At 35.2% G+C, this 13,225-nt stretch carries 13 protein-coding genes; 12 read left to right on the top strand and 1 reads right to left on the bottom strand.

Going from position 1 to position 13,225, the window contains the following annotated elements:
• Positions 1-102: 102 nt before the first annotated feature.
• Positions 103-297: a twin-arginine translocase TatA/TatE family subunit gene (tatA, locus tag SJY44_RS02840; protein ID WP_298923431.1), complete on the bottom strand. Its 195-nt coding sequence runs from the start codon at positions 295-297 to the stop codon at positions 103-105.
• Positions 298-465: 168 nt separating this feature from the next.
• Here tatA and SJY44_RS02835 point away from each other — a divergent pair, with 168 nt between their 5' ends.
• The 12 genes from SJY44_RS02835 to SJY44_RS02780 all read left to right on the top strand — a co-directional run bounded on the left by SJY44_RS02835 (position 466) and on the right by SJY44_RS02780 (position 12,946).
• Positions 466-1,335 carry a M23 family metallopeptidase gene (locus tag SJY44_RS02835; protein WP_298923429.1) on the top strand — a complete coding sequence of 290 codons (870 nt, stop codon included), beginning with the start codon at positions 466-468 and terminating at the stop codon, positions 1,333-1,335.
• A complete protein-coding gene (locus SJY44_RS02830) occupies positions 1,336-2,832 on the top strand; it encodes a GH3 auxin-responsive promoter family protein (protein ID WP_396591196.1) in 1,497 nt (498 codons plus the stop codon). It abuts the gene before it with no gap.
• A 54-nt stretch (positions 2,833-2,886) separates the two neighbouring features.
• Positions 2,887-4,575: a DUF6909 family protein gene (locus tag SJY44_RS02825; protein ID WP_396591195.1), complete on the top strand. Its 1,689-nt coding sequence runs from the start codon at positions 2,887-2,889 to the stop codon at positions 4,573-4,575.
• 1 nt (position 4,576) lies between these two features.
• Positions 4,577-5,575 (top strand): hypothetical protein, encoded by a 999-nt coding sequence (locus tag SJY44_RS02820; protein WP_396591194.1) that lies wholly within the window; start codon positions 4,577-4,579, stop codon positions 5,573-5,575.
• Positions 5,576-5,605: 30 nt separating this feature from the next.
• Positions 5,606-6,205: an acyltransferase gene (locus SJY44_RS02815; RefSeq protein ID WP_396591193.1), complete on the top strand. Its 600-nt coding sequence runs from the start codon at positions 5,606-5,608 to the stop codon at positions 6,203-6,205.
• A gap of 74 nt (positions 6,206-6,279) precedes the next feature.
• Positions 6,280-7,224, top strand: coding sequence for a Gfo/Idh/MocA family protein (locus tag SJY44_RS02810; protein WP_396591192.1), 945 nt, complete (start codon positions 6,280-6,282; stop codon positions 7,222-7,224).
• 37 nt (positions 7,225-7,261) lie between these two features.
• A complete protein-coding gene (locus SJY44_RS02805; protein ID WP_396591191.1) occupies positions 7,262-8,536 on the top strand; it encodes a lipopolysaccharide biosynthesis protein in 1,275 nt (424 codons plus the stop codon).
• Positions 8,537-9,412 carry an AAC(3) family N-acetyltransferase gene (locus tag SJY44_RS02800; RefSeq protein WP_396591190.1) on the top strand — a complete coding sequence of 292 codons (876 nt, stop codon included), beginning with the start codon at positions 8,537-8,539 and terminating at the stop codon, positions 9,410-9,412.
• A 3-nt stretch (positions 9,413-9,415) separates the two neighbouring features.
• Positions 9,416-10,423: a 3-oxoacyl-ACP synthase III family protein gene (locus SJY44_RS02795; protein ID WP_396591189.1), complete on the top strand. Its 1,008-nt coding sequence runs from the start codon at positions 9,416-9,418 to the stop codon at positions 10,421-10,423.
• A gap of 8 nt (positions 10,424-10,431) precedes the next feature.
• Positions 10,432-10,662 (top strand): acyl carrier protein, encoded by a 231-nt coding sequence (locus SJY44_RS02790; RefSeq protein ID WP_396591188.1) that lies wholly within the window; start codon positions 10,432-10,434, stop codon positions 10,660-10,662.
• Positions 10,663-10,686: 24 nt separating this feature from the next.
• The gene (locus SJY44_RS02785; protein ID WP_396591187.1) at positions 10,687-11,442 is read left to right on the top strand and encodes an SDR family NAD(P)-dependent oxidoreductase; all 756 of its coding nucleotides are present in this window, start codon (positions 10,687-10,689) and stop codon (positions 11,440-11,442) included.
• Positions 11,443-11,563: 121 nt separating this feature from the next.
• Positions 11,564-12,946, top strand: a complete 1,383-nt coding sequence (locus SJY44_RS02780; protein ID WP_396591186.1) for a polysaccharide deacetylase family protein — start codon at positions 11,564-11,566, stop codon at positions 12,944-12,946.
• The last annotated feature ends 279 nt before the right edge of the window (positions 12,947-13,225 follow it).

The following is a 13,225-nucleotide window of genomic DNA, read 5'->3' as shown; positions in this document are numbered from 1 at the left end:
AGAATTTGTAACGTGTATGCAGCAAAAATGTGGTTCTTCATCGACAAACCCTTTGGATGCGGGGTTTTTGTGAGTAGGAAAAACCTGTATAATACAATAGAATTAAGAGTCCGATTCTTTACCGCCCTCTAGTTTTTCGTCTTCTTTTGAAGCATCTTTAAATTCTTTTATACCACTGCCCAGTCCTCGCATAAGTTCTGGAATTTTTTTACCTCCAAAGAGTAAAAGAACAACTAGTACGATAAGTACAATTTGCCAAGGGCCTAGCATACCAAGAAAAATAGTTTGAGCAATCATAACGTCAACGCCTTTAAATGAAAAGTAAAATTACTAAAAAGAACCTTAAGGCTCTGTTCAATTAACGAAAATTAGCACCTCAAATTGTTTATTAAGCTTTTGCAATACTCATACACATTTTAAAAAGCTTAACAACTAAATTAAAATCTAAGGTTATCTTTGTTCATTATGGCAAAGGATAAGAAGAAAAGAAAAGAGATCAAACGCAAGCTGCTGCACAAGTATCGGCTGGTGATATTGAACGAAAACACCTTTGAGGAAAAGATTTCTTTTAAACTGAGCAGACTCAATGTATTTGTAACAGGAACGCTGTTCATTATTGTTTTAATTGGCCTTACCACACTTATTATAGCTTTTTCGCCTTTAAGGGAATATATACCTGGATATTCATCTACAAGATTAAAAAGGCAAGCCACAGAACTTACGTATAAAACGGATTCGCTAGTCACGGTTTTAAATTATACCAATAGGTATTTAGACAATGTTCGTCTTGTTTTAAGAGGGGATATTGAAAATAATGAGGTTAATAGGGACTCGCTTTTTGAAAAATACAAACTTGACCCTTCCACGGTTGACTTGACACCTATCCGTGAAGACTTACTTTTAAGAGAAGAAGTGGATCTGGAAGACAAATACAATCTTTTTGAACGAAATATAGAAAACGTTGGCAGCTTGTTGTTTTCGCCAGTTAGCGGAACACTGTCCCAACCCTTTGATGCTAAGTCCAAACACTATGCTGTGGATGTTGTTGCACCCAAGGAAACCCCTGTGAAATCTATTGCTGACGGAACTGTTCTTTTTTCGGAATGGACGGCAGAAACAGGGTACGTTATCATTATTGAACACCAAGACAATCTTACTTCTGTTTACAAGCATAATGGCTCTTTGAGCAAATCGCAGGGAGATTTGGTAAGAGCGGGCGAGGTTATTGCCTCAATTGGGAATACTGGAGAGTTAACTACAGGGCCACATTTGCATTTTGAACTTTGGAACAATGGAAAACCTGTAAACCCTTTGAATTACATTGATTTTAAATAAATGTCCTTAAAGTCCTTTGCAGCAAAACTTTTTGCTAAAAACATTGTTAGGAAAACAGCTAAATGGGCAAACGACCCCATACAGGCGCAACAAAAAACTTTTAAACATCTTATTTCTGCTGCAAAACAGACCGAATTTGGCAAAGACCACGGTTTTGACAAGATTAAAACACACGCCGATTTTGTGGAAAAAGTTCCAGTTAGAGATTACGAGGAGTTAAAAGATTATGTAGAAAAGATAATTGAAGGGAATAGCAATGTTCTATGGCCAGAAAGGCCCATTTATTTTGCCAAAACATCTGGCACTACCTCTGGAGCGAAATATATACCTATCACCAAAGAATCTATTAGACACCAAGTAGAAGCTTCCAGAAATGCAATCTTAACGTACATTCATGAGACTGGCAAGGCTGATTTTGTAGATGGAAAGATGATATTTCTTCAGGGAAGTCCAGTTTTGGAAGAAAAAGGAGGTATTAAATTAGGACGCCTTTCCGGTATTTCTGCACATTATGTGCCTAACTATTTACAAAAAAACAGATTGCCAAGTTGGGAAACCAATTGTATTGAAGATTGGGAAACCAAGGTAGAGAAGATAGTTGAGGAGACCAAAAATGAGGATATGACCGTAATTGCAGGAATACCATCTTGGGTCCAGATGTATTTTGAAAAACTTAATACCATATCCGGTATAAAGGTTGGAGAGCTCTTTAGAAATTTCCAGCTATTTATCTATGGAGGAGTAAATTATGAGCCTTATAGAGCCAAATTCGAAAACCTGATAGGCAGAAAGGTAGATAGTATTGAACTTTTTCCGGCAAGCGAAGGGTTCTTTGCCTACCAAGACTCTCAAAAAGAGGAAGGAATGCTGTTACTTTTAAATTCAGGTATTTTCTATGAGTTTATAAAGGCGGATGAATTTTTTAATGAAAACCCAAAACGATTAACTATAGCTGAGGTTGAGCCAAATATAGACTATGTCATGATTATCTCCACAGATGCCGGATTATGGGCATACAACCTTGGGGATACCATTCGGTTTATTTCATCAAAACCATATAGAGTAGTTGTTTCGGGAAGAATCAAGCATTTTATATCGGCCTTTGGGGAGCACGTTATTGCAAAAGAGGTTGAAGAGGCTGTAAAAATAGCTATAGAGCAAACGGACGCGTTGGTGAATGAATTTACAGTTGCTCCACAAACTTCGCCAGAAAACGGGCAGCTGCCCTATCATGAATGGTTCATAGAATTTGAAAGAATTCCTTCGGACCTTTCTAAATTTTCCAGACTTATAGAGGAAAGTATGCAAAAACAAAACAGCTACTATTTGGATTTACTGGAAGGAAACATCTTGCAACCACTAAAAATCACCCGCATAAAACCTGGAGGCTTCCAAGGATATATGAGAACTATTGGGAAATTGGGAGGACAGAATAAAGTACAAAGATTATCTAATGACAGGAAAGTAGCAGAGGGGTTGACCGCATTTCAGATTTAGATAACAACCAACAGTTCTTCTTTAGTAGGATTTCATGTATTTTTGCCAGAACGTATGATGGCAACCGAAGTAAAACAAACTACAAGAGCACAAGAATCTACCAATGCAATTGAGCGCTTATATATTACCATGCGTCATTTGCTTAATCGTGGATTTTACAAACCTTCAGGAGTATCAGGAAATGCTCTACGTACTGCACTGCTTTTGCTAAGACCAGAAATTTACGGATCTGTGGCAGAGGAAAAAGCAGAGCTTGATGGGCTTATTTATGTCTTGGAAAGATTGCCTGAAGGTATTGAAGAGTGTCGATTTATCAATCTAACCTCTGATGAAGGCTTTTCCAAATCCCATCTAAAAGCAATTGTACCTCCAAAACGAAGAAGAAATTGTTATCGGATTGACGATGAACAAATGAATATTGAGATAACCCGAGGGAGAAGTGACATCTATGATATTCTTACCCACCTTACTTTTTTGTTCATAGAATCTGGAAAGATATGCGAACGTGTTTTGGTAGAGGACGGAACTGCCACAATAAGGGATTGGGATAAGCTGGTCAATTTTGTTCAAAGTGAAGAAAAGAGTGAAGCTGAGCGTGAAGTTGCACTCATACATGTTGCAAATATTCTTGGAAGAACTTTTGAGGAAGTTGTAGAAATTAAAAATAAGCTAAGCACATTAACGCAACCAGATCGCTTTTTAAACATCATTTTTTGGTTGGGCAAGTTAGCTATAGAAGAAGAAACAACGGGTAATAAACGTACAATTACATTTAGCCCATTGCTTCGGGAAAGGTTGGGTCATCACATTCATGGCGAGCGCTGGGCGGCCTTGATCAAACAAACACTGGGCAATCACAAATTGTTGGACAGGCCCATCCATATAATAAGTGCTAATATGCACAGTGTTATGAACTCTCTATTTGCAAAGAAAGTTTTGGCAAAAGAATTTCCAGACACAAAGTCTTTGGATATTTATGAGGCGTTGAGTTCTTCAAAAAACAAGGGACTTAGAAAAAAAGTCATGGAAGTTGGAGAAAAGAATGGGATGATTTTTATTGATGACGAATCTGGGGCAAATATTGATGTACAGATTTTTGATTCGGCTAAATTTGGAAAGAATACCTGTTGCTATGATTTCCCAAGTGACATTTCTGACGATGAAAAACCCGTTATCTTTGTTATGGATTATGCATTTGGAGAGCAGGCTTATGAAACTATAGATGAACTTTTAAAGCCAATGGAGGGAGAAGTTCAAAAGAAATTTTTAAATGTGGATTCCATATCCGTAATGGGCAAAGCAGGAATTTTGGAAGGAGGCAAAGGAGATTTAATGATTCCTTCTGCACATATTTTTGAAGGTACTGCGGATAATTACCCCTTTAAAAATGAATTATGTGCCTCGGACTTTGAAGGGCATGGGTTAAAGGTATTAGAAGGAACAATGGTAACCGTTTTAGGAACATCACTTCAAAACAAGGACATTCTTCGATTTTTTCATGAATCCACATGGAATGTAATTGGACTGGAAATGGAAGGCGTACACTACCAAAAAGCAGTTCAATCAGCTTCAAAAATTAGAAAAAGCATTAACAAAGATGTGAAAGTGAGGTATGCGTATTATGCCTCTGATAACCCATTGGAGACTGGAAGTACGTTAGCTTCTGGAGGATTGGGAACAACAGGTGTAAAACCGACATATTTAATTACGGACAGGATTTTAAAACAAATATTCAATTCATAAAATGGCAGACCAACCAGTAAATAACGGCACTTCTGATGAGATAGATTTGGGGCAACTGTTTCAAATGATAGGCAGGGGGTTTAACAAAATTGGAATAGCTTTTTTGAGGTTGTTTCTTTACTTAAAAAAGCACGCCATAATATTGGGAATCCTTGTTGTTGTGGGCGTGGGTCTTGGATATGGGCTTAACCAGATTTCCAGAAACAAGATGAAAATTGAGGTAATTGTCAAACCTAATTTGGAAAGCAAGAACTATTTATATGATGTTGTTGCGGAGGTAGAAAGTAATATAAGAGCTAAGAATTCGGTCTTTTTTAAGAATATTGGTATTGATGTTACCAATTTAGGAGAATTTAAGATTACTGTTGAACCTATAGAAGATGAGAAAAACAAGGAAGGGAATTTGGAGTATCTTGAACTCTTGGAGAAATTTCAAACCAATGAAGAGTTTTTGGATGTGATCAAATCTGAGCTTTCAAATAAGACCACATTAAACCATAGAATTACTTTTTTGTTCAAAAACCCATCTGAAGGCAAATTGTTTGCTCAAAAGGTTATGGAATACATAAACTCAAATGGGTATTTTAAGGAATTGGCAATCACTTCTAATCAAAATGCATTAGAAAGGATCAAAAGAAATGAAACATTTATCAAACAAATTGATGAATTGATTTCTATTTACTCCCAGAGCTTCAATAACCAAAGTAGCCAAACCATTGATGGACGAATTGTTATGGACAATACTGAAAAGATTAATGTCACGGGCCTTTTTAGTTTAAAGAACCAACTTATTCAGAGCATAGAAAGAAAGAAAATTGAAGTTAAAGAGCAAAGAGAAGCAATTAACATTGTTAATTTTGGAAACGCCCAGCAGGTAAAGAAAGTCTTTTTTGCAAAGGGAACGGTTTTAATACCATTGTCTTTAGTTGGGTTGTTTTTTGTGTTTTCTGCCATCAAGTACATGAACAGGAAGGCGTTTCAACTAGTGCACAAGGAGTAATTTAACCCATACTCGAAGGCTTAAATCAATATGAAGACAACGTCAGAAAACAAAGACAACGATTTTTTTTCCCATGAAACGGCGGTCATAGATAAAGAATGTTCAATTGGCTTTGGAACTAAGATTTGGCATTTTTCTCATATAATGCCTAACTCCACGATAGGACTTAATTGTAATATTGGACAAAATGTGGTCATCTCTCCTGAGGTTGTTTTGGGAAATAATGTAAAAGTACAGAACAACGTATCCATATATACTGGAGTCACTTGTGAAGATGACGTCTTTTTGGGCCCTTCAATGGTGTTTACCAATGTTGTAAACCCAAGAAGCGCAATTAATAGAAGAGGGCAATACTCAAAAACAACGGTTAAAAAGGGAGCTACTATTGGTGCCAATGCTACAATTGTTTGCGGTAACGATATAGGAAGATTTGCGTTGATTGGAGCTGGAGCTGTTGTTACAAAGAGTGTTATGGACTATGCTTTAGTCGTTGGCAATCCAGCCAAGCAAATAGGTTGGGTAGGAGAGTTTGGGCATAGGTTGGAATTTGGAAAGAACAATGAAGCAATATGTCCAGAAAGTAATCAGAAATATAAGTTGGAAAAGGGTAAGGTAAAAAAAATAGAGTAAAAGGCTGCTTTTAATTTAGAGAATGCACTCTGCCCACTACCATTTTTAATTAAGAACTTTAAATTATTGAATAAATGAAAAATTTTGCCCTAATAGGTGCTGCTGGTTATATAGCCCCAAGACATATGAAAGCTATAAGAGACACAAAAAACAACTTGCTTGCAGCATATGATAAGGGCGATAGTGTAGGGGTTATCGACTCACATTTTCCGAATGCAGATTTTTTTGTGGAGTTTGAACGATTTGATCGACACATAGAGAAGTTGAAATACGAAAAGGAAATATATTTAGATTTTGTAAGTATCTGTTCTCCAAACTATTTACATGATGCACATATCAGATTTGCCTTAAGGTCTGGAGCAGATGCAATTTGCGAAAAACCCTTGGTATTGAACCCATGGAACATTGATAAACTGCAAAAGGTAGAAGAAAATACAGGCAAGAAAATATATAATATTTTGCAACTTAGGGTGCACCCATCCATAATAGCGCTTAGAGATAAAGTTAAAAACGCAAAGAAAGACTCCAAATTCGAAGTGGATTTAACCTATTTAACATCCAGAGGACATTGGTATCAAACATCTTGGAAAGGCGATATGAGCAAATCTGGCGGAATAGCAACGAACATAGGAGTACACTTCTACGATATGCTTTCCTGGATTTTCGGAGACGTACAAGAAAACATTGTACATGTTCACGAAAGGGATCGTGCGGCAGGATATCTGGAATTTGAAAATGCCAGGGTAAAATGGTTTCTATCGATTAATTCAGACTATTTGCCGAAGGAGATTAAAGAAAAAGGGCAAACGACTTTCCGTTCTATTACCATTGATGGAGAGGAATTGGAATTTAGCGGAGGTTTTACTGACTTGCACACCATGGTGTATCAAGATATTCTGAATGGGAAAGGGTATGGATTGGAAGCAGCCCGAACGGCCATTGAGATTGTTCATGATATTAGAAATACAACACCCGTTGGCCTAAAGGGGGAGCATCATTCCTTTTTAAAAGGATATTAATAGCACAAATTACGTAGTTAATTCTGGAAAATTAAATATGCTAAACAAGTTCATCAATGGATTTTCTTCGTCAGATTTTTTTAAGAATGTAGTAACCTTAGTGTCTGGATTTGCTATAGCTCAAGTAATCCCATTGATTTTGAGTCCAGTTTTAACAAGAGTATTTACAACGAAGGATTTTGGGCTACTTGGGGCATATACTGGATTGAGCGCAATTTTAGCTGTTTTTGCGGCTGGGCGATATGATTTCTCGATAATTGAGCCAAAACATGATAAAGATGCTAAAAATCTGATAGTATCGTCATTTTTTTTCACAATAGCATATTGTTTTATTCTATTATTAATAGCCATCTTCTTTAATGAAAAAATAGCCCTTTTAATAGGAAACATAGATATTAAATGGTGGTTATATCTTATTCCTTTTTCTGTTTTTCTTATATCAAATATTTCAACTTTATCATATTGGTTGAACAGAAAAAAACTATACAAGGAAAAAAGCACTTCCAAAATAATTTCTAGTAGTTCAGTAACCCTTTCTTCATTGCTCATAGGTATTGTAACAAGACTAAATGGGCTTATTTTGGGCACAATTATTGGACAAGTTTTTAATATTTTTTACCTCTATAAGAAAGCTTCATTGAAGGGCGATTACTTCAACAAAAAAAGATCGTTAGTTCTTCTAAAACGTTATAAGGAATACCCGAGGTATCTAATGTTCGCTACTTTTACCGGTGCAATAGCTTCAAATGCTCCTGTGATTTTATTCACATCATACTTTGACGCATCCATTGCAGGGTGTTACGCGCTTTCTCAAAGAATTACAAGCGGTACAGTTACTATGATAGGAAACGCTATAGGAGAGGTATATAGACAAAAAGCATCTGAAAACTATGCATCGTTTGGTAATTGCAAGGAATTGTTCGTCCAAACGTTTAAAAGATTGTTCTTAATGGGTATTGTTCCATTCCTGGTTTTGTTTTTTTTTAGTGAGACTATGTTCGTTTTCGTTTTCGGGGATGAATGGCTAATAGCTGGGACTATGACAAAATATTTGTCTTTTTCAATCTTTTTAAACTTTTTATCCACTCCTTTATCCTATACAATTGTTTTTAACAAGAGCCAGAGGGGTGATATGTTTTTACAAATATTCAGAGCGGCTTTTTCTATCTTTGCCATTTATATTGGGTATACAATGGCAGATTATGTTGTTTCAGTAAAATTATATACACTAACCTATTCTGTTTATTATATCTTCCATACATTATTGCAATATAGATCTGCATCTGGATATAAGAAATTAAAATTTCTTTAAATGGAGTTGAAAGTCACTAAAACTGCTTTAAAAAACGATTTAATTAAACTTGGCATTAAAAAAGGAGATTTACTTTTTATAAGCATTGATGTGTTCAAGGCAGGGTTTTTTGTAAATAGTAAAAAAGAAACTTTGAGCTCTTGGGTTGAAATTTTGTGCGAAATAGTAGGGAACGAAGGAGGCATTATATTGCCCGCATTTACTAAAACATTCTTTAGATTTAAAAAAGACAAGAAAATTATTTTTGATCGTTTTGCACATACTACTAGTGGAGCATTGTCTAGTTTTTTAGTTAAACATGAAGGTGCGGTTCGTAGCAAACATCCAAAAAATTCATGTATTGGTATAGGAAATTCGATAGCCGAAATTTTCAAATCGCATAACCATGAATCAATGAGCTATACTGTAGTAGGTGAGATAATAAAAAGAGGGGGGAAATTCGTGATGATTGGCACTTTAGATAGTAAAAATGCCCCACAAGCAATTCACTACTCTCAGGAACAACTTGGTTATACTGCCAAAATGCCAACAAAAGGCTTGTTTCAAACATATTATAGAACAGAGGAAAATAAAATCGAATTATTTACAGTAAATGATATTGGGGGCTGTTCAAAAGGCGGGCATAAATTAATAGGCCCACTGGTAGTGCAGGATGCAATCGATTTTGGGTATGTGGGCCATGCCCGAAGTGCTATAATGGATGGGCAAAAATGCTATGATGTAGTAAAAGAGGAATTGAGAAAGAATAGAAAAATCATCCAATGTGGAAATAAAGATTGTCTAGATTGTTATGGTAATTTTCACGTTGATGGCCTAAGAAGCATTCCTTTTTATCTATCAAAAATGATTAGCAAATTAACAAAAGGCAAAAAATAAATTATGGGATGCAAAATTGCTGCTATTGAGTATTGTTTTCCCGAAAAAAGGGTAACAAATGAGGATTTGCAAAGAGAATTTCCTCATTATGATTTTATGAATTTCGAAAAAAAAGTGGGGATATACTCGAGGTATATTGTCCAAGATACCGAGACAGGTTTGGATTTGGCCTATAACGCCTCTTTAAAGCTTTTTGAAAAAGGAGTAGATAAAAATAGTATAGATTACATTTTGTATTGTACTCAAAGTCCTGAATATTTTTTACCTACCACCGCTTGCATTCTTCAAGATAAATTAGGTCTAAGTAAAGGTATTGGGGCTTTTGATTTTAATTTAGGATGCTCAGGCTATACGTATGGATTAAGTTTGGGAAAAGCATTGATAGAGTCCAAACAAGCAAAGAATGTTCTATTGATTACAGCAGAAACGTATTCTAAATTAATATATAAGGGGGATCGAACCAATAGATCAATATTTGGAGATGCTGCAACAGCAACATTAATCGTGGAATCTGAGGAAAATAATATTAAAGAGTTTGCTTTTGGAACAGATGGAAGCGGTTATGACAAATTGATTGTAAAAAACGGAGCAAGCAAATATAAATATGACAACAATTGTCTAGTTAAAGAATACGGCACAAAAAATAAATATACCGATAATCATTTATATATGAATGGCCCCGAGGTTTTTAATTTTACTTCTGGGGTAATTCCAAGTTTCACAAAAGAAATTTTGGCAAAGAACTCGATTGATAAAGAAGATATTTCGCAGTACATATTTCATCAAGCCAATGCGTTTATGCTTAATTTTATGCGAAAGCGACTAAAAATCGAAAAAGAAAACTTTTATATTAATCTAAAAGATGGGGGTAATACGGTATCTAATACTATCCCTATTGCCTTGAAACAATACTCGCAGAACATCAATATACCAGAAGATATTATTCTAATTGGTTTCGGAGTAGGATTGTCTTGGTCTGGAGGATTAATAAAAATCAACAATCCTTTATAATTTAAAATATGACAAAAGAAGAATTTATTGCCGAGTTGGCAGATGACATGGAAATAGAGGTAGAAGTAACATCAGAAACAAGTTTCCAAGAATTAGATGAATGGGATTCTATGGGTATGATGGTGCTAATTGGTTCTGTTCTAGAAAAGTTTGAGGTCACCCTAACCGCTGAAGACATTACAAAACTAACGACATTTGAATCTCTGATAGAAAGAATAGGTGTTGAAAAATTCTCCTAAAATCACATAATCGCCCAAGTATTCATGAAAAAAAACGAACTTAAAAATAAAAATATTCTTGTTACTGGTGCTACTTCGGGTATAGGTAAGGGTGTTTGTTTAGACTTATTGTCTCAAGGTGCCAGAGTCATTGGAATTGGGAGAGATAAAAAAAAAGTAGACGATTTGGCTTCATCCTTTGACAAAGAAAAGTTTTTGTTTATTTCGTACGACTTGAATAACGTGGATGGTATTGAAGAGTTGGTTAAGAACAATTTGCCAAATCAAGAGAAATTAGATGGCCTTGTGCTTTGTGCAGGAAAGGAAGAAACAGTTCCCCTTAGCATGTATAAGGAGGATAAAATAAAATCGATATTTAATATAAACCTCTTTTCGGGAATAGAACTTTTACGGATTTTTTCAAAGAAAAAATTTAGTAACGATAATTCAAGTGTTGTGTTCTTTTCTTCTGTGATGGGTGAATTAGGTCAGCCGGGTAAGGTAGGTTATTGCGCTACTAAGTCTGCTGTGTTGGGGGTTGTTAAGTCTGCCTCCCTAGAATTGGCCAAAAGGAAGATTCGAGTAAATGCGGTATCTCCGGGAATTGTAGCAACACCAATGACAAAAAAATTGTTTTCACAGCTTTCCGAAGAAAACGTTTCAGAAATTGAAGAAATGCATCCTCTAGGAATAGGACAGATAGAAGATGTTACCCCGGTCGTACTCTTTTTACTCTCAAACGTATCAAAGTGGATTACAGGCCAAAACATAAAAATAGACGGTGGGTACTCTGTGCAGTAGTTGTTTGCGGAAAAAGAAACCCCAAGATGGCTGATTTCGCGATTTGTTTACAGGCAAAAAGAATACGGTTTGCATTAGATAAGGCTATTCATTTCTTGTGTACTATGAGTCAAAAGGTTTTGTGAACTTTACCAACAATGATAATTCAATAATGTTCAATATTTACATAGGCAGTACTTTTTTTGAAGAAAAAAAATACATTGTAGAAACCTTATTTTCAGAATTTATTGGGATTGAGGAATATCAGATATTTGCTTCAGACAATAAAGATTACCAAATCACACATACAGAGAGAGATGTGGTAATTGTTCTTCAAGACTTTTTTTTTACAAATGTTCAAGACTCTTATTTGAACAAGGCATACCTCCCTAAGGGATATCATTCAATCAATCTAGATACAAATAGAATCTCATTCCCTTTTGGGAATGACAAGCTAGTTTTTGAAGGCTCCAAGATTTATTGTGGTGCCGATATTTTTGCATCCGCATTTTTTATGCTGACAAGATGGGAAGAAGTTGTAGAAAATGAAAAAGATCAGTTTGGCAGATTTCCGGAAGGGAATTCATGGGCCGTTCAAAACAATTTGGAGCAAAGACCAATAGTAAATGAATATGCAGAATTTTTGGTGCGATTATTTCAAAAATCAAAAATTGAAATTCACCGAAAATCAAGAAAATTCGAACCCCTTCTTAGTCATGATGTTGATAACGTGGCAAGATATGACTCATTCAAAAAAATAGCAAGTGCACTAGGAGGTGATATATTGACGCGAAAAAGCATAAGGTCACTCACCAAAACGTTTTTAGATGTTCTAAATATATATCTTTTAGGGAGAAAGGATAATTATGACACTTTTGATTATTTGATGGATGTATCTGAAAAAAGTAAAATAAAATCAAGATTTTATTTTATGCCGGGACTAATAGGAGAATATGATGTTAGATATAATTATAATGCTAAAAGAGTAAAAAAAGCTTATGAAAAGGTAAAAAGCAGAAAACATATAATAGGAATTCATCCATCGTATAATTCTTTTCTTGATAAAGATTTGTTATCAAAAGAGAAAAAAAGATTAGAAGAAATAACAGGATTATCAATGAAAGAAGGGCGACAACATTATTTAAGATGTCAAGTGCCTGAAACATGGCAACATTGGGAAGATGTGGGCTTGGAGATTGATGGTAGCATGGGCTTTTCGAAACTCATCGGATTTAGAACAGGAAGCTGTTATAGATATACCGTATTCAATGTAAAGACAAGAAAAAAACTAAACCTAAAAGAAGATACGCTTCATGTGATGGACATAGCATTACTAAGCGACAATCCCGTTTCTAATATTTTTGAAGAAGTAAGATTGCTCATAGAAGAAGCCAAAAAATACAATGGAAATTTTTCGTTACTGTGGCATAATAATAATCTCTTTCATCCTTCCTATCTTAAATACATCAGTATGTATGAACGCTTGGTAGAAGAATTAAAAACGGAAAACGATTTTGTGGTATAATTGTTTTTTATGGGCAAAAAAGCAATCGAAACATCGAGAAGATTTAATATATGTGAAGTAGGCGGTATCATGATAATAAAATAGCTGATTTAAAAGAATGACCTATGACGCTGGACATTTTTATTGAGATCAGGGGGGTATATTAATAGTCTGTCAATATTAGGGTTAAAATTGTATTCAAAGGTATATTGGCTTTTGCAATTTTTGATATGGCAAAGGAGAAAGCTCTTGTTAGTCGATATAGGTTCGGTATTGGACTATTCCGTATTGGACATCTAA

Source organism: Allomuricauda sp. R78024 (genome assembly GCF_044596045.1).
In the GTDB taxonomy this organism is placed as follows: domain Bacteria; phylum Bacteroidota; class Bacteroidia; order Flavobacteriales; family Flavobacteriaceae; genus Flagellimonas.
This window is presented reverse-complemented; position numbering and strand designations above follow the sequence as displayed.

What these genes read in the sequence shown, in the direction of transcription:
- SJY44_RS02805 (WP_396591191.1), top strand. Translation starts at nt 7,262, where the DNA reads ATGCTAAACAAGTTCATCAATGGATTTTCTTCGTCAGATTTTTTTAAG.
- SJY44_RS02795 (WP_396591189.1), top strand. Translation starts at nt 9,416, where the DNA reads ATGGGATGCAAAATTGCTGCTATTGAGTATTGTTTTCCCGAAAAAAGG.
- SJY44_RS02820 (WP_396591194.1), top strand. Translation starts at nt 4,577, where the DNA reads ATGGCAGACCAACCAGTAAATAACGGCACTTCTGATGAGATAGATTTG.
- tatA (WP_298923431.1), bottom strand. Translation starts at nt 297, where the DNA reads ATGATTGCTCAAACTATTTTTCTTGGTATGCTAGGCCCTTGGCAAATT.
- SJY44_RS02800 (WP_396591190.1), top strand. Translation starts at nt 8,537, where the DNA reads ATGGAGTTGAAAGTCACTAAAACTGCTTTAAAAAACGATTTAATTAAA.
- SJY44_RS02835 (WP_298923429.1), top strand. Translation starts at nt 466, where the DNA reads ATGGCAAAGGATAAGAAGAAAAGAAAAGAGATCAAACGCAAGCTGCTG.
- SJY44_RS02825 (WP_396591195.1), top strand. Translation starts at nt 2,887, where the DNA reads ATGATGGCAACCGAAGTAAAACAAACTACAAGAGCACAAGAATCTACC.
- SJY44_RS02785 (WP_396591187.1), top strand. Translation starts at nt 10,687, where the DNA reads ATGAAAAAAAACGAACTTAAAAATAAAAATATTCTTGTTACTGGTGCT.
- SJY44_RS02830 (WP_396591196.1), top strand. Translation starts at nt 1,336, where the DNA reads ATGTCCTTAAAGTCCTTTGCAGCAAAACTTTTTGCTAAAAACATTGTT.
- SJY44_RS02810 (WP_396591192.1), top strand. Translation starts at nt 6,280, where the DNA reads ATGAAAAATTTTGCCCTAATAGGTGCTGCTGGTTATATAGCCCCAAGA.
- SJY44_RS02790 (WP_396591188.1), top strand. Translation starts at nt 10,432, where the DNA reads ATGACAAAAGAAGAATTTATTGCCGAGTTGGCAGATGACATGGAAATA.
- SJY44_RS02815 (WP_396591193.1), top strand. Translation starts at nt 5,606, where the DNA reads ATGAAGACAACGTCAGAAAACAAAGACAACGATTTTTTTTCCCATGAA.